At 67.7% G+C, this 16,958-nt stretch carries 11 protein-coding genes and 3 pseudogenes; 2 read left to right on the top strand and 12 right to left on the bottom strand.

Annotated elements, in window-relative coordinates; genetic code table 11:
- The 12 genes and pseudogenes from C1737_RS00130 to mutA all read right to left on the bottom strand — a co-directional run.
- Positions 1-135 (bottom strand): annotated as a pseudogene (locus tag C1737_RS00130) (class I SAM-dependent methyltransferase); the annotation flags it as partial.
- 113 nt (positions 136-248) lie between these two features.
- Positions 249-1,052 carry a TylF/MycF/NovP-related O-methyltransferase gene (locus C1737_RS00125; RefSeq protein WP_102416896.1) on the bottom strand — a complete coding sequence of 268 codons (804 nt, stop codon included), beginning with the start codon at positions 1,050-1,052 and terminating at the stop codon, positions 249-251.
- Positions 1,053-1,188: 136 nt separating this feature from the next.
- On the bottom strand, positions 1,189-2,475 hold the full coding sequence (locus C1737_RS00120) for a glycosyltransferase (protein ID WP_102416895.1): 1,287 nt from the start codon (positions 2,473-2,475) through the stop codon (positions 1,189-1,191).
- Positions 2,476-2,868: 393 nt separating this feature from the next.
- Complete coding sequence (locus C1737_RS00115) at positions 2,869-4,137, bottom strand: glycosyltransferase (RefSeq protein WP_102416894.1); 1,269 nt, start codon at positions 4,135-4,137, stop codon at positions 2,869-2,871.
- 115 nt (positions 4,138-4,252) lie between these two features.
- Positions 4,253-5,059, bottom strand: coding sequence for a TylF/MycF/NovP-related O-methyltransferase (locus C1737_RS00110; protein ID WP_102416898.1), 807 nt, complete (start codon positions 5,057-5,059; stop codon positions 4,253-4,255).
- Between the two features lie 316 nt (positions 5,060-5,375).
- Entirely contained in the window at positions 5,376-6,437 is a 1,062-nt protein-coding gene (locus C1737_RS00105) for an NAD(P)-dependent oxidoreductase (RefSeq protein WP_102416897.1), read from the bottom strand.
- A 134-nt stretch (positions 6,438-6,571) separates the two neighbouring features.
- Positions 6,572-7,561: a sulfotransferase family protein gene (locus C1737_RS00100; protein WP_102416893.1), complete on the bottom strand. Its 990-nt coding sequence runs from the start codon at positions 7,559-7,561 to the stop codon at positions 6,572-6,574.
- Between the two features lie 379 nt (positions 7,562-7,940).
- A complete protein-coding gene (locus tag C1737_RS00095) occupies positions 7,941-8,855 on the bottom strand; it encodes a sulfotransferase family protein (RefSeq protein ID WP_102416892.1) in 915 nt (304 codons plus the stop codon).
- A gap of 340 nt (positions 8,856-9,195) precedes the next feature.
- The gene (locus tag C1737_RS00090) at positions 9,196-10,482 is read right to left on the bottom strand and encodes a serine hydrolase domain-containing protein (RefSeq protein ID WP_102416891.1); all 1,287 of its coding nucleotides are present in this window, start codon (positions 10,480-10,482) and stop codon (positions 9,196-9,198) included.
- A gap of 52 nt (positions 10,483-10,534) precedes the next feature.
- Positions 10,535-11,535, bottom strand: a pseudogene (gene meaB / locus C1737_RS00085) (methylmalonyl Co-A mutase-associated GTPase MeaB).
- A complete protein-coding gene (gene scpA / locus C1737_RS00080; RefSeq protein ID WP_102416890.1) occupies positions 11,536-13,788 on the bottom strand; it encodes a methylmalonyl-CoA mutase in 2,253 nt (750 codons plus the stop codon).
- Between the two features lie 5 nt (positions 13,789-13,793).
- Entirely contained in the window at positions 13,794-15,671 is a 1,878-nt protein-coding gene (gene mutA, locus C1737_RS00075) for a methylmalonyl-CoA mutase small subunit (RefSeq protein WP_102416889.1), read from the bottom strand.
- 168 nt (positions 15,672-15,839) lie between these two features.
- Between mutA and C1737_RS00070 the strand changes: the two genes are divergently transcribed.
- Positions 15,840-16,607: a TVP38/TMEM64 family protein gene (locus C1737_RS00070; RefSeq protein ID WP_067925663.1), complete on the top strand. Its 768-nt coding sequence runs from the start codon at positions 15,840-15,842 to the stop codon at positions 16,605-16,607.
- A gap of 104 nt (positions 16,608-16,711) precedes the next feature.
- A pseudogene (locus tag C1737_RS00065) lies at positions 16,712-16,958 on the top strand (endopeptidase); the annotation flags it as partial.

Genomic DNA, 16,958 nt, shown 5'->3' with positions numbered 1-16,958 from the left:
GTTGTTGAACGTGACCAGCGCGTCGTTGGCGTAGACGTCGGGAAGGATGGTCCGCGCGAGCCAGTACTCGGTGCGTACCCACCACATCCGCAGGCGGGTTCCAGTTGTCAGCCCTGATGCCACGGCGGCAACCATAACACTCGCGGACACCTCATCCGCGACGAATTCGACGGGTTCACCGGCTCGTCCGCCCTAGGGGCAAAGCTTTTGGTAGCCGCGAACTTTCAAACCGGACACTCGACCGCGATCTACTTGCGCCACAGCACGCCGGTGCCGTCGATCTCGACGATCTCCGCGGTCACGCCGTGCTTCGTCCGATAGTCCGTCACCGCTTGCTCGCACGCCTTGATCGCGTGGTAGTCGTCGACGATGCAGAAACCGCCGGGTGACAGCCGCGGATAGAGCGCATCGAGCGCCTGGATGGTTGACTCGTACAGGTCGCCGTCGAGCCGCAGCACAGAGATGCGATCGATCGGTGCATCCTGCAGCGTGTCCTTGAACCAGCCGGGGACGAACCGAACCTGGTCATCCAGCAACCCGTAACGCTCGAAATTGGCCCGTACTTCGACTTCGGGCACCCCCAGGATCCGCGCGTGCCGGTGCAGCGTGATCCCTTTGTCCTGCTTGTAGTTTGCGACGTCCGGGGGCGGTACGCCGGCGAACGAGTCGCACAGCCACACGCAACGCTTCTCGTCGCCGTAGGCGGCCAGCACCGCGCGCATCAAGATCGACGCCCCGCCGCGCCACACGCCACACTCGACCAGGTCGCCGGGGACGTCTTCCTCCAGCACCGTCTCCACACAATGCTGCAGGCTGGTCAGCCGCTGCATCCCGATCATCGTCAGGGCGTCCGCCGGCCAGTCGAGGCCCAGGTCGCGTGCGTGCTTGTTGAACGGGCGCTTGCGCACCAGCATGAAATTGCGGGTGCTGAACAGGGGGCGTCCCAGGCGGTACCAGCCCACCGGCACCAGCTCGTCGTTGCCGTACCTGGTCAGGTCGCGCCGGAGCAAGTCGAGGTATGCAAACCGCGTGTCGTGATCAGTCACGGCCAAAGTTGCCCCTTAATCCGCAAGTCGATAGTCCCGGTCATGAGCCTAGACGTCCAGTCGAGGCGCTCAATGCGTTTCGCAGTCTATCCATCAACTTGGCCCGCATCGCCAAACTTGGACGCCGAGTCACCGGGACAGCTCAGCGACGCGGCTCCGCTGCGGCGGGGCGATCGCAATGTCCCGAGCGCGCGAACGTCTCCAGCAGGTCGACGGCGCGTCCGACGCTCTCGGAGGGTTTGCTCATCCGGCTGGAGATCTCTCGCGCGCGAGCGGTGCACTCGGGGGTCAGGATCTTGCGCAGGTCCTTGACCAGCGTTTCGCGGGTGCTTGCCGAAAACCGCCGCGAAGTGCCGACCTTCAATTGTTTGATGTGTGATCCCCAGAACGGCTGGTCGCCCGCGGTCCACAGGATCAACGTCGGTATTCCGGCGCGCAGACCCGCGGCCGTGGTGCCCGAGCCGCCGTGGTGAACCACCGCCCGGCAGGCGGGGAAGATCTTCGTGTAATTCACGACGCCCACCACCTTGACGTGGTCGGGCTGCGGCACCCCACTGAAGTCACTCCAGCCGGAGCACACCAGCGCACGCTCCCCCAGCTCCTCGCACGCCGCGCTGATCAGGGCGACCGTATCCGCGGGAGACTCGGCGACCGGCATGCTGCCGAATCCGAAGCAGATCGGCGGCGTGCCCTTGGCGATCCACGACAACACCTCGTCGTCGGCGTCGGTGGTCAACTCCATCGTCAGCGACCCCACGAACGGCCGTTGGCCGCCCCATTTCGCCCACTCGGCGGCCAGGCCGGGGAAACACACCTCGTCATAGGCCTGGATTTCCAGTGACCCGCGTTCGGCGATCCGCCGCGGTGAGGCGACCGAGGCGGTGGGCAGCCCGAGTTCACGGCGCTGCCTGTCCTCGGCCTTCTTGTTCATCCGCCAGCACATCCAGTCGTACACCGCCATCCCGGTACGGACCATCGGCCCCGGCAGTGCCGGAATCAGCTCGCCATTGGGCCGCATCGGGATGTAGTGCAGCGTGGCCATCGGAATGCGGTAGTAGTCGGCGACGTTGATCGCCAGGTCCTGGTAGAGCTGTCCGGTGAAGATCAAATCGGCGCCGGCACCGACCGACATCAGTGACGAGCTCATCAGCTGCCAGTTTCGCAGCACCGGCTCCCATGCGTCGCGCATCAACTTGATGGGCCCGCGCACGAAATTCTTCCAGAAGTCGCGGATGAACTCGTCGCTCCAGAAGTCGTGCATATCGGGTCCGTAGCCGATGGCCGCCAGGCCCGCTTCCTGCGCGAGCTCAACAAGATTGGGCGGGACGGCCATCCGGACTTCGTGCCCTCTGCGCGTCAGTTCCCGCCCGATAGCGAGGCACGGCTCTATGTCACCGCGCGTCCCGTAGCTTGCCACAGCAAATTTCATCGCGTTGTAACCTTAATCACTTTTCCCTTGCCCCGGCAACACTTCGGAGTAGGGTCTTTCGGCCCTAATTTCAGTCTCTCCCTTCCCTATTGGGATTGACTGTTTTCGTTGCATGGCATGGGGAATGAGTTTCCGCGAGCGGGCGAACCGGCAATTCCCACCGGGCGCCGTCGGGTGTGACGAAGCCAATATCATCGGCCCTATCCCCCCGACCATTGGACTGTGACGACCTTTGACGGTTTGACGCGACCCCCAGGCATCGTCGGCTGATCAGATATCTAGTGTGCCAGAAAGTGTGGTCCCGTGTCTCCAGAAGCGGCAACTAGTTCGGCGCCGGCGCCGGAGTCAGGACGCTGACAGTGCGGCACACATCCGCGCTGTCTGCTTTGCCGATCAGGCGCGACTCCGCGAGCCGGCAAACTTCTCCACCACGTCAGCGGCCTTGACAACGCTTTCAGCGGGTTTGGTCATGTGCCGGGCGATCTCTCGCGCACGCACGCCGTAATCCGGATCGAGTATCCGGCGTAGATCCGCCAACAACGACTCCCGGGTGGTGGCCGAAAACCGCCGCGTGGCACCAACTTTCAGCCGTTTGAGCTGGGCTCCCCAGACGGTTTGATTGACATCCATCGACAAGACCAGCGTCGGGACCCCCGCCCGCAGGCTCGCCGCCGTGGTGCCCGAGCCGCCGTGGTGTACGACCGCGCGGCAGGCGGGAAAGACGGCCGCATAATTCACCGCGCCCACCACCTTGACGTGCTCGGGAAGTGGCACGTCGCTGAAATCGCTCCAACCGGCGCAAATCAGCGCGCGTTCGCCCAATTCCGCGCAGGCCGCACCGATCATTTCGACCGTGTCGATCGGGGATTCCACCGGCATGCTGCCGAATCCAAAGCAAATCGGCGGCGTTCCCGCGGCTATCCACGACGCCACGTCGTCGTCGGCGCTGGTGGTCAATTCCATCGTCAGGGGGCCGACAAATGGCCGGAGGCCATCCCATTTCGCCCATTCGGCCGCCAGGCCGGGAAAGCAAACCTCGTCATAAGCCTGGATTTCCAGCGCTCCGCGCTGGGCAATCCGTCGCGGCGAGGGACCCGTCGCCCGGGGCAGGCCGAGTTCGCGGCGCTGCGCATCCTCGACCTTCTTGTTGAGGCGCCAACTGAACCAGTCGAACGCCGTCATCGCCGAGCGCCCCAACGGGGCCGGCAGCATCGAAACGGTCTGGCCGTTCGGCCGCATGGGGACGTGATGCAGCGTGGCCAACGGGATGTCGTAGTACTCCGCGACGTTGGCGGCGGGCTCCTGATAGCTTTGCCCGGCCAACAGCAGGTCAGCGCCCTCGGCAAGCGACACCAGGGTGGTGTTCATCTGCGCCCAGCACCGGTCGCTGAGATCCCACATCTCGCGCCACATCGACCTCATCTCCCGGACCCGCCAGAAGGCGCCGAAGAACGACGTCCAGAAGTTGCGGTACAGGTCCAGCCACGCCTGCGATTCCAGCCCGTACGGGACGGCCGCCAGCCCGGCCGACTCGGTGAAGGCGATCGAGTCCGGCGGGACCGCCATGCGCACGTCGTGGCCCCTGCGGACCAATTCCTTAGCGACCACCACGGAAGGCTCGATGTCGCCGCGAGTGCCATAGCTCGCCAGCACCATTTTCATCGCGAATGCAAGCCCTTCAGTTGTGCCATCGGCGGCAATGATGCACCGACATCACCTTAAATACCGGCGAATGCCGGCGTCGGCGCGGGCTGGTCAGCGACGGCGCAGTGGCCTGTCATTCCTTACGCCACAGCACCCCGGTGCCGTCGATGTCCACGATCTCCGCGGTCACGCCGTGCTTCGTCCGGTAGTCCGTGACGGCTTGCCGGCACGCGTCGATCGCGTGGTAGTCGTCGACGATGCAGAAACCGCCCGGCGACAGCCGCGGATAAAGCGCATCGAGCGCCTGGATCGTCGACTCGTACAGGTCGCCGTCCAGCCGTAGCACGGAGATGCGATCGATCGGCGCATCCTGCAGCGTGTCCTTGAACCAGCCCGGCAGAAAACAAACCTGGTCGTCCAGCAACCCGTAGCGCTCGAAATTCGCCCTGACCTGCTCTTCCGGCACGGCGAGCACGCCGGCGGCGCGGTGCAGCCGGATTCCCCTGTCCGCCTCGTAATGAGCGGTGTCCGGGGGCGGAACCCCCTCGAACGAATCGGCCAGCCACACACGTCGCTTCTTGTCGCCGTAGGCGGACAGCACGGCGCGCATCAGGATCGACGCCCCGCCGCGCCAGACCCCGCATTCGACCAAGTCGCCGGGGATGTCCTCGTTCAGCACGGTCTCGACGCACTGCTGCAAACTGGTCAGCCGCTGCATGCCGATCATCGTCAAGGCATCCGCGGGCCAATCGAGCCCCAGGCCTCGCGCGTGCGGATTGAACGGGCGCTTGCGCACCATCATGAATTTGCGGGTGCTCAGCATCGGCCGTCCGAAGTAGTACCAACCGACGGGCACCAACTCGTCGCTGCCGTACCGGGTGAGGTTGCGCCGGAGCAAGTCGAGGTACGCCGATCGCGTGTCCACGAATGAAGATCGCATGCCGCGATCGGCAACGGTCAAGATTGCCCCCCGGTTCGCACGAACTTCCTCCCGTTGATCAGCCTAGACGTTCGCCTTGGCCGCCAACGCGTTTCGCATCTTTCCATCATGCTCGCCAACCTTTGACCCCCCTAACCTGTACCGCGTAGCCAACGAGTGACTTGTCGCCTGACCACCGGTCAGCCCCCTGCGGACCATCATATGCTTCCGACGGCCGCCACCCCGCATCGAAAGCCGCGCCGTTTGCTGGATGCGCGGCCGACCCGGTCGGCCAAGTGATGGTTCTTGACACGGCGAAGGCGGCTCGTCGGTTCGGTCAGCCGGAGGATTCGGACTGCTTGCCGATCCATTCGAGCAATGCTGGCAGGCCGTCGTCGAGCATCCACTTCGGGCGCCAGTCCAGCTCGGCCTCGGCTTGTCCGATGTCGCAGCTGGCGGCGCGCACGTCACCGTCACGAAATTTCGCGACAACGGTCGGAGCAGGCGCGTCGCACATGGCGGCCACTTTGTCGGCCAGCTCGTGGATGGTGGTCCCGTTGCCCGACCCGATGTCGAGGCGCCGCGATCCGGTCGCGGGCCGCTGCAGGGCCGAGTACAGGGCGTCGACGACGTCATCGATGTAGACGAAATCGCGCACGATCCGGCCGTCTTCGTAGACCTCCAGCGATTGACCCTCCCGCGCCAATCGCGCGAACAGCGCGACGATTCCTGTGTACGAATTCGTCAGTGACTGGCCCGGACCGTAGACATTCTGGAGCCGGAGCACGCTGACGTTGGTGTCGTGCGCGGCCGTCCAGGCCGCCAGCAGGTGCTCCTGGGCGAGCTTGGTCGCGGCGTAGACGTTGGTCGGCCGGGGTTCCGTCCCGCTCGCGCGGCTCGGCAGCGGCACCGCAGGCGCACCGTCGGGACCCAGGGGATCCCACTGGCCGGCGACGAGCTGCGCGTGGCTGCGCGGCGGCGGATAGAACACGTCGGCGCCGGCTTGCCAGGCGCCTTCGCCGTAGACGGCCCGCGACGACGCCACGACCAGCTGGTCGGGAACGATTCCCGAGCGGCTCAAGGCGTCGAGGAGCTGGGTGGTGCCCACCACGTTCACCGAACCGTGGCGGGTGGCTTCCGACAGGGACTGCGCCGTTCCGGTCTCGGCCGCCAGGTGGACGACCTGCGAGGGACGACACAGCCGCAGCACCGCGTCCCAATCGGGGGCGTGGGTGACGTCGCCGGTGAACAACCGCACCGACGACGGCAGGTCGATCGGCTGGTCTCCCCCGTGCACCTGCGGGTGCAAGACGTCCATCACCGCGACGTCGTAACCGCCCTCGACGAGACGGTGCGACAGTGCCGACCCGATGAACCCCGCCCCTCCGGTGATGAGCACGGACGCTGACAAGAGCCGGGACCTCCCATTGGTCTGCAGGTAGGACGTGCGCACGTTACGGGCAGCACGGTCCGGTCGATCATATCGGTCACCCTCGCGGGGCCACCGGGATTGCCGGTCCCGGCCGCGAACGCCTAGGCCCAGGTGCCCCTGCGCCGGTGGGCCATCGCGAGGACCTCCATCACCGGGCCCGCGATCACCGGCGGGAAGACGCGGAACAGCATGCTGTTGGACAATCCGTGAAAATCCTGGAAGGCCTGGCGGAAATCGCGTTCGCACGCCCGATAGGACTCGAAGACCCGATCCAGAGTGGGCCTGTCCACGTGCTCGTCCAGCGCCGCCGCGCACAGCGCTTCGTAGACAGCGGAAATCCAATCGGTGCCAAAGAGATCGGCCACCGGACCGCTGTGTCGTTGGCGCCGCAGGTCGGGCCGCAGGAAGTCCTCGACCGGCTGTTCTTCGTCCGCGCTCAGTTCATTGGGGAGCGCAACCGAGATGCGCTTCACCTCCCGGCGCCAGTCGTCGAGGAGATTGGCGTACTCGACGAACACCCGCGTCACGCCGCGCGTCTGGCGCTCGGCCAGCAGGTTGTATTTCACCCAGATCGCGCTGGCGAGCGCCGGAGAGACGCGCCAGGACGCCGCGATCGACTTGATGACCTCCTGTGGCTGCCGCACCGCGATGACGGCCGCGACATCGAATCCCGCCGTGTTTGCCGCCTCGAACCACAAGTCGGACAGGGTGGTTATCCGGGGCTCCTTGATCACCACCAGCGGGGCCGCCGGCAGCGTGGAGAGGTAGTCCGCGATCTTGGCGATGTGGGCGGCCCTCTCTCGGGAGCCGAACGTGGCGTCGTCCAGCAAACGCAGCGACGGGTCGTACCAGTTGCTGCCGTGGCGACGCAGGATCGACTCGTTGAGCGTGATGGCGGCCCGCGGTTCCCAATAGCCCAGCGGGTTGTTGGCGTCGGCGCCCAACATCCCGGCCGGGAGTGTGGCGCCGCACAGCGAGAGAACCCGCGTGATCGCCGACGTCCCCGACCGTTGCGGGCCCAACACGAAGACGATCACCGGGCGATGGCCGGGGTGAGTAGTTCCAGCGGATCTGATCCGGGCAGATCTCATCACAAACGCAAACCTTTCGATGCACCTGGCTACATTCGGATTCGGTTGTTGTCCATGGATTTCCGATTGCGCGCCCGTCTCGACTTCGGCGGACAGCAACACCGCCACCGTCGAAGCCGTCTTTGCCCGGTGTGCACTTCGACGTCGAGATGAAACTCGACCTATCTCAACGTCTTTGACACAAAGACGACTCTGGCCCCCTGCACCTCCTGCGGGATCAGGCTCTCCCCTGACGAGCGAATGATCGGATCATGGTGCGTTAAAAACTCTAGCGCGTCCGCGTGACTCGGGCGTCAATTTCGCAAATTTGTTTTGCTTACTTAACATTTGGGCGACTCGGGCGCGGTGGGCCGCCGAGCGACGGGTGAACCGGCGGGGTTTAGGCCCAGGTTCCCTTGCGGCGGTGCGCCATCGCGACGACCTCGAGGACTGGCTTCATGATGGACGGCCGGAGCAGCCTGGCGGTGAAGCTGTTGGAATGGCTGCGGGCGTCTTCCAGCGCGATTCGGAAATCATGCTCGCTGGCCCGATAGGCCTCGAACACACGATCCAGCGTCGCCACGTCCGGGGGCCCGTCCAGCGCCGCCGTGCGCATCGCCTCGTAGACAGCGGACATCCAGTCGGCGCCGAAACGATTGATCACGGGGCCACTGTTCCGGTTGCGCCGCAGGTCGGGGGTGAGGAACTCGTCGACAGCGCTTTCGTCCTCGGCGCGGAGGTCGATGTCCAGCGCGGCCGAAATCCGCTTCACCTCGCGGCGCCAGTTCTCGAGAAGCTGGGTGTACTCGACGAACACCCGGGGCACCCCGCGCGAGTGGCGCTCGGCCAGCAGGTTTCCCTTCAACCACAGGGCGCTCGCGAGTTGCGGTGACGCCCCGGTGGCCTTCCCGAGCGACGCGATCACCTCCTGCGGGTGGCGCACCGCGATCACGACGGCGACGTCGAGACCCGCCGCGCGTGCCGCCTCGAACCACATCTCCCAGAGCACCACGATTTGCAGGTCCTTGATGACCAGCAGTGGTGCGTCCGGCAGCGACTCGAGATAAGCGGCGATGTCGGCGGTGCACGCCGCACGCTCCGCCGCGGTGAAGGCGCCTTCCTCCAGGACGCGCAGTGACGGGTCCCACCAGGCGCTGCCGCGGCGCTCCAGGATCGACCTGTTGAGCAGGAGGGATGCGCGCGGCTCCCAGTAGCCGCGCTGGTTGATCTCGTCGGCCCCCATCATCCCGGCCGGGAGCGTGGCGCCGCACAACGACAGGACCCGGGTCAGTGCCGACGTGCCCGAGCGCCCCATGCCCAGGACGAACAAGGCGAGTGGACGCGTGGCGGTTGACCGCTCGAGGAGGGTACCGGGGGCATGGCTTTCCGAGGGTCTAGTGGTGCGGGCCCTTTTCATCCAGCTTCAGCCTTCCAAGTCGTGCGCGTCATCGGTGCAGGTGTATCGCGGAATTATTACCGATTGTTTGACTTTGCGGGCCCGTTCGATGAAACACATGTCAACTACGTAAAAATCGTGTTGACCGGGCATTAACCGGACCGCTTAGAACCTCGCTGATCTGGGCTTTTCCAGCGTCTGCCACCGCGATGCCGTGCTTGAGCGCGGTCCGCGCAACCACGCGCGGATGTTTGCCGAGTCAGCCCGCGACGGCCCCCGGCTCGAAGTACGGCGCCCCGAATTCCGTCACCGGTTCGAAGCCGCGTTTGCGCGCCTTCTCGGCGGCGTTGCGGATCAGCGCGTAGAGGGCGACGAACGCCGCGTGGTCGGTCATCACGAACGGCGTCAGCAGCCGGTTGTGCACCAGCGAGACCGCCAGCCCGCTCGCCGGGTCGGTCCAGCCGAGCGCCCCGCCGAGCCCGACATGGCCGAAGCCAGGCATCACGTTGCCGATGGGCAGGCTGTGGTAGCCGAGGTGGAAAGCCAACGGCATGAAGAGGTTTCGGTCCGGGCGCAGGCTGCGCCGACCGGTCAGGCCGGCGACCATCTCCCTGGACAGGAACCGGATGCCGTCGACCTCGCCGCCGTTGGCGATCGCCCCGTACATCCGCGCCAGTCCGCGGGCCGTCGCCACCCCGTTGGCCGCCGGGATCTCGGCGTCCAGCAGGGGCGTGTTGCCCTGCACGGCGGCGACCATGCCCGGGAAGTAGATGGACCGGAATCCCCCGGACAGCTCGTTGGCCACCTTGCGGGTCACGCAGCTCAGCAGCGGGTTCCGCACGAGGTTCTGCGGCGCGACGATCTCGGCGACCCGCGTCGGCGCGCCGGCCGGCGGGCGCCCCAGGTACAGCCCGTCGGTGCCCAGCGGCTCGGCGAGCTCCTCGCGGATCAGTACGCGCATGCCCTTGCCGGTCACGCCCCGGGCGAGGCCGGACATCAGCCAGCCGAAGGTCAGCGCGTGGTAGGCCGACTTGCCCAGCAGCCGCCCGGGCGCCGCCGCGGCCAGCCGCTCTTCCATCAGGACGTGATCCAGCAGGTCTTCGCTGCGCGCGCCGCGCAGGCCCGACAGGCCGGCGGCGTGCCTCATCACGTCGCGCACGGTGAGCTTCGCCTTGCCGTTGGCGCCGAACTCCGGCCAGTACTCCGCGACGGGCGCCTCGTAATCGATCAGCCCGCGGTCGGCGAGCCGATGAATCACGGTGGCGGCCATTCCCTTCGTGGCCGAGAACACCATCGGCGCGCTGTCGGCCGACCACGGCCGGTGGCCGCCCCGGTCGGACCACCCGGTCCAGACGTCGACGACGGGTTGGCCGTCGAGATACACCGCCAGGGCGCCGCCGCCGAACCGGCGGGCCGGGAACATGGTCGAAAAGCTGCGAACGACGCATCCAAAGTGTGAGTCCGCCGCGCCGGACACACGATGACCTGCGTCATGGTCATCGCGGACAGGGACCGCGCGGCGATCGACTCGGGTTTCCACCGTCACGCTTTCGAATTTACTTCGATTTCACACCCCGCCGGAGCGAAATCTACATTGTTTACCTATCCGTTAGTCTGACGCGGCCGTCAATATTTGCTCGGCGGCCAGCGCCGGGGTCAGCTCCCCGGCCTTGACCCGGCGTTCGACGTCGGCGCGCATCGTGCGCACCTTCGGGTTGGACAGCACCCGGTCCAAGACGGTGTCCCGCACCATCTGCCACGTCCAGTCGACGAGCTGGGCGCGCCGGCGCGCCTCGAACTCACCGGCCTCGGTGAGCACCTGACGATGACGTTCGATGGTGTCCCACAATTCCTCCAGGCCGGTCCCCTCCATCGCGCTCATCGTGAGAACCGGTGGCCGCCAGAGCGTTTCGCGCGGGTGTATCAATCTGATCGCCGAGGACAGCTCGCGCGCCGCCACCCGGGCCTCCGCGAGGTGCTCCCCGTCGGCCTTGTTCACCACCACGATGTCGGCCAGCTCCAGCACACCCTTCTTGATGCCCTGCAGCTGATCGCCGCCGCGCGCCAGGGTCAGCAGGACGAAGGTGTCGACCATGTTGGCCACCGTCACCTCCGACTGGCCGACGCCGACGGTCTCGATGATGATCACGTCGAAACCGGCGGCCTCCAACAGCACCACCGTCTCGCGTGTGGCCTTTGCCACGCCGCCCAGGGTGCCCGACGTCGGCGACGGCCGGATGTACGCGTCCGGGTGCACCGCCAGGCGCGCCATCCGGGTCTTGTCGCCCAGGATCGACCCACCGGTGCGCGTCGACGACGGGTCGACGGCCAGCACCGCGACCCGATGGCCCCGCTCGATCAGGTGCATGCCGAGCGCCTCGATGGTGGTGGACTTCCCCACCCCGGGTGTCCCGGTGATGCCGACGCGGTGGGCGTTGCCCGAGTCCGGCGTCAGCTCGAGCAGCAGCCGCTGGGCTTTCTCGTGGTGGTCGGCGCGGGTGGATTCCAGCAGCGTGATGGCCCGCGGCAGCGCCGCGCGGTCGCCACCGCGAACGGCCTTGGCGAGCTCGTCGACGGTGTCGCTCTTGCGGGACGCCATCTAGTCGAGCGTGTAACCCAGCCGATCGGCCAGCTTGTGCAGCAGTCCGATCGCGGCGTCGGCGATCACGGTCCCGGGCGGGAAGATGGCGGCGGCCCCGGCCGCATACAGCTCGTCGAAGTCGCCGGGCGGGATCACCCCGCCGACCACGATCATGATGTCGGGCCGTCCCACCTCGGCGAGCGCCTCGCGCAGCGCGGGCACCAGCGTCAGGTGGCCGGCGGCCAGCGACGAGACCCCCACGACGTGCACGTCGTTGTCGGCGGCCTGCCGGGCCACCTCCTCCGGCGTGGAGAACAGCGAGCCGACGTCGACGTCGAACCCGAGGTCGGCGAAGGCCGTCGCGATCACCTTCTGGCCGCGGTCGTGACCGTCCTGGCCCATCTTCGCCACCAGAATTCTGGGCCGGCGGCCGTCGGCCTCGGCGAACTTCTCGACCAGTTCGGTGGCGGTGGCGATGTTGGTGGCCTTTCCGGCTTCGTCGCGGTACACGCCGGCGATGGTGCGGATCTCCGCCTGGTGCCGCCCGTATACCTTTTCCAGCGCGTCGGAGATCTCCCCGACCGTCGCCTTGGCCCGGGCGGCGTTGATCGCCAGCGCCAGCAGATTATTACCCAGCCCGTCCGCCCCGACGCGCCCGTGCGCCGCGGCCGCCCGGGACAGCTCGGCTAGCGCGGCCTCGACCGCGGACTGGTCGCGGCCGGCCCGCAGCTCCTCGAGCTTGGCCAGCTGTTCGGCGCGCACCCGGCTGTTCTCGACCTTGAGCACCTCGACCTCTTGGTCCTCTTCGACCTGGTACTTGTTGACGCCGATCACCGGCTGGATGCCCGAGTCGATGCGGGCCTGGGTGCGCGCGGCCGCCTCCTCGATGCGCAGCTTGGGGATGCCCTCGCTGATGGCCTGGGCCATGCCGCCGTGCTCGGCGACCTCGGCGATGTGGGCCCGGGCCCGCTGCGCGAGCCGATGGGTCAGCCACTCCACGTAATACGAGCCGCCCCACGGATCGATGGGCCGCGTGGTGCCCGACTCCTGCTGCAGCAGCAGCTGGGTGTTACGCGCGATCCGCGCGGAGAAGTCGGTGGGCAGCGCCAGCGCCTCATCGAGGGCGTTGGTGTGCAGCGACTGGGTGTGCCCCTGGGTCGCGGCCATCGCCTCGATGCAGGTGCGCGCGACGTTGTTGAAGGCATCCTGCGCGGTCAGCGACCAGCCCGAGGTCTGCGAATGTGTGCGCAGCGAGAGCGATTTGGCGTTCTTCGGGTTGAACTGGGCGACGAGCTCGCTCCACAGCAGACGGCCGGCCCGCAGCTTGGCGACCTCCATGAAGAAGTTCATCCCGATGCCCCAGAAGAACGACAGCCGCGGCGCGAACTTGTCGATGTCCAGGTCGGCGTCCAGGCCGGCCTTGATGTAGTCGACGCCGTCGGCCAGCGTGTAGGCCAGCTCCAAATCGGCTGTGGCACCGGCCTCTTGGATGTGATAGCCGGAGATCGAAATGGAGTTGAATTTCGGCATCTTCGCACTGGTGTAGCCGAAGATGTCGGAGATGATCCGCATCGACGGCTTGGGCGGATAGATGTAGGTGTTGCGCACCATGAACTCTTTGAGGATGTCGTTCTGGATGGTGCCCGCGAGCTTCTCCGGCGGCACGCCCTGCTCCTCGGCGGCCACCACATACAGCGCCAGGATCGGCAGCACGGCACCGTTCATGGTCATCGACACGCTTACCGTCGACAGGTCGATGCCGTCGAACAGCTGCCGCATGTCGAGAATGGAATCGATTGCCACACCGGCCATTCCGACGTCCCCCTGGACGCGGGGATGGTCGGAGTCGTATCCGCGGTGGGTGGCCAGGTCGAAGGCCACCGACAGGCCCTTCTGGCCGGCCGCCAGGTTGCGGCGGTAGAACGCGTTGGATTCGGCCGCGGTGGAGAAACCCGCGTACTGGCGGATGGTCCACGGCTGGTTGACGTACATGGTGGGGTACGGGCCGCGCAGGAAGGGCGGCTCGCCGGGGAAGGTGTTCAGCGGGTAGCCGTCGGCCACCGCGGCGGCCCGGTCGGCGCCGATGTACACCGGTTTGACCGTGATGTCTTCCGGGGTGTGCCAGTCGAGCTGATCGGGCGTGTACCAGTGCGCCGCCGCGGCTGCGGCGACGTGCTTTTCGACGGCCGCTTCGGTGGGCGGCGCCGGCGGACGGTCCGCGTTGAGCGGGACCTCGGCGAAGTTACCGATCACAGGTGCGGTGGTGGTCATGGTGGCTACGCTCCCAGTCGAGTCAGCAGGTTCGAAAGGGCTTCGACCGCATCGATTTTCGCGGTCAGGAATTCGTCGGGCCGGTGCTCGGCGTCACCCACCGCCTTCTCCGGCCCAGCCAGGTAGACCCTCGACACGCCGGCGGCGCGGGCCGCCTCGACGGTCGCCGCGGCCTCCTCCTGGTAGCGCTTGTCGGTACCGCAGATCACCGCGACGCCCGGCGATCCGGCGTCGGCGACGGCCTTGGCGACCGTGGCGGCGTCGACCGTTCCCGGGTTGACGGCCTCGATGCCGCCCGACGCCAGCAGGTTGGCGGCGAAGGTGGCCCGGATGTTGTGTTCGGCCAGCGGGCCCAGCGGAAGCAGCAGCGCCTGCGGGCGTGCGCCGGTGCGGGCCAGGTAGGCATCGGAGCGATCGCGCAGCGCCTCGAATGCGGCGGCGTAGCGCTGCAGGTGGCCGGCGGCCAGGGGCGTGCCCGACGAAGCATCCTGCGGCAGAGCGGGTTCGGTGAGATTCGGGAATTCGTTGACGCCGGTGATCGCCGTGCGACGGTGCGCGATGTCGTCGGCGCGCCGCTGCGCGACCTCGGCGATCTGCTCGGCGATGTAGTCGCGCGCCTCGACGAACCCGCCGCGCGCCTCGATGGCCTGGAAGTGCGTCCAGGCCTGCTCCGCGAGCCGCGCGGTGAGGTCCTCGACGTACCACGAGCCGCCGGCGGGATCCAGCACCCGGCCGACGTGGGACTCCTCCAGGAGCAGCAGCTGAGTGTTGCGGGCGATCCGCCGCGCGAAGCTTCTCGCCGTGCCGGGGAAGCCGCCCGGGATCGCCACGTCGAAGGGCAGCACCAGCACGGTGTCGGCGCCGCCGACGCCAGCGCCGAAGGCGGCCAGCGTGCAGCGCAGCATGTTCACCCAGGGGTCGCGCTGGGTCATCATCGGCAGCGACGTCTCCGCGTGCACGGTGACGGCGCCGCCGTCCGGGTCGCCGACGACCTCGGCGACCCGCGCCCACAGCTGACGCACGGCCCGCATCTTGGCGAGCGTCACGAACTGGTCGTCGTCGGCGGCCAGCCGGAAACTGATCTGCCGCAGCGCGTCGCCGACCGACATGCCCGACTCGGTGAGCCGTCGCAGATAGACCACCCCGGCGGCGACCGTGCCGGCCAGCTCCCACGTCGCGTTGGCGCCGAGGTTGTGGAAGGCCGGCCCGTCGACGGTGACGGCACGCACGCCGCGCTCACCGGCCGCCCGCTGCGCGACCGTGACGACCTCGTCGAGCGTCGGAGCGGGACGGTCGCTCAGCACCGCCGTGAGCGGGTCGCCGCCCAGGTCGATCGAAAGCAGTTCGCGCTGGTCGGCTTCCACCCGGGTGGCCATCGCCAGCATGACGTCGGCGGCAGCGGAGTAGTCGGCGCCCGCGTCGACGATCACCGGCGCCATGCTCAGGTGCACGCCCTCGAGGGCGTCCTCGAGCTGGTCGACGGTCACGCCGGACTCCCCCACGCGCAGCATCAGCGCGCCGGCCCCGTTGCCGAGCGCCTCGAGCACCGCGGAGTTGACGTCCTTGGCCGTGACCCCGGCGACGCGGTCGGCCGGGAACGCCTCGGCCACGCGCCAACCCGATTTGACGTCGCGCAACGCATCGGCGCCTCGCACATAGGGCCATTCGCCCGGCAACGGCGGTTCCGGCAGTTCGTCCAGCGCCGTGTACAGCGCCCGGACGGCGATGCCGTCGTAGGTCGGGGTTTCCAGCAGGCGCTCGGGCTGGTCGCCGAGTTCCTCGGGGTCCTTCCGGGTGCTCTTCGACAGCACTCCGGCGACCGCACTGCGCCAACGCCCGCGAACCAGTTCTAGTTCGGCGAGCTCGGGTACATCAATGGACACCGATTGCTCCCTTTTTGCCAGCAAATGGGGCCTGCGACTTACTAATGAGGCTAATTGATCAGGCCGGTCGGCAAAAAACCGCGCGGCCCGGCGACCGGGGTGGGCCGCCGATGAAACGCCAGCCTCGGGATACGAGTTATTCACCTGCGGCCCGTAACCTTTAGAGGCGTGACGGCTTCCGCCACCTGCAGAATCAACCGGACCTTGCGCGACCTCGCCGGCGCGCTGGGCGCCGCCGCGCGTCTGCTGTCGCGGCCCCGGGCGATCGCCACAGTGGTCGGTATCACACTCCTGATCGCGGCGGCGTCCTGGCTGCCGCTGCCGACGCCGGTGCAGATGCGCGACTGGGCGGAGTCCGTCGGGCCGTGGTTCCCGTTGGCGTTCCTGGCGGCGCACGTCGTCGCGACCGTGGTGCCGATCCCGCGCACGGCGTTCACCCTGGCCGCCGGGCTGCTGTTCGGCCCGCTGATGGGTGTGGCGATCGCGGTGGTCGCCAGCACTGCGAGCGCGGTGATCGCGCTGCTGCTGGTCCGCGCCGCCGGGTGGCGGCTGAACCGTCTGGTGCGTCACCGGTCGATCGACACGGTGGACGAGCGGTTGCGGCAGCGGGGCTGGCTGGCCATCTTGTCGCTGCGGCTGATTCCCGCCGTGCCGTTCTCGGCGATCAACTACGCCGCCGGCGCCTCGACGGTGCGGGTGCTGCCGTACACGCTGGCCACCCTCGGCGGCCTGTTGCCCGGCACCGCCGCCGTCGTGATCCTCGGCGACGCGCTCGCCGGCCACCCCAGCTCGCTGCTGTACCTGGTGTCGGTGTGCACGGCGACGCTGGGTTTGACGGGCCTGATCATCGAGATCCGCCACTACCGCCGCCACCATCACCGAGCGCACACTTCCGTCGGCGACGAGCCCTCCCCCGAGCCGGCCACCATCAGCTGAGCGGCCCGCGCGAAATATCTGACTAATCGCCACATTTGACCGGCCGAAGCTGGCAAGCTGGGGCGTGCGGTACCTACCGGCATCGCGCGCTCAAAGGGGGGCTGTTGGCCGGAACCCACGTGTCATACCCGCTGCCGCAACGTTCGAGGACGCATTCCGCGTTGCTGGTGATCGCGTCGCTGTGTTGCGCGACCGCCCTCCTCGCCGTGGTGGACCGGCTGCCCAAGACCATCGCGCCGAGCCCTCAGCCCTCCCCGCCGCCGCTCCTGTCGCCGATCGATCTGCCCGCGTCAAGCGCCGTCGGGCCGGGTGCGGGCATCTACGTCGAGTACGCCGACGGGACGGGCGGGA

It is taken from the genome of Mycobacterium sp. 4858 (assembly GCF_900240975.1).
In the GTDB taxonomy this organism is placed as follows: Bacteria; Actinomycetota; Actinomycetes; order Mycobacteriales; family Mycobacteriaceae; genus Mycobacterium.
The sequence above is the reverse complement of the archived record's forward strand: the minus strand, read 5'-3'. Positions and strand labels throughout refer to the sequence as shown.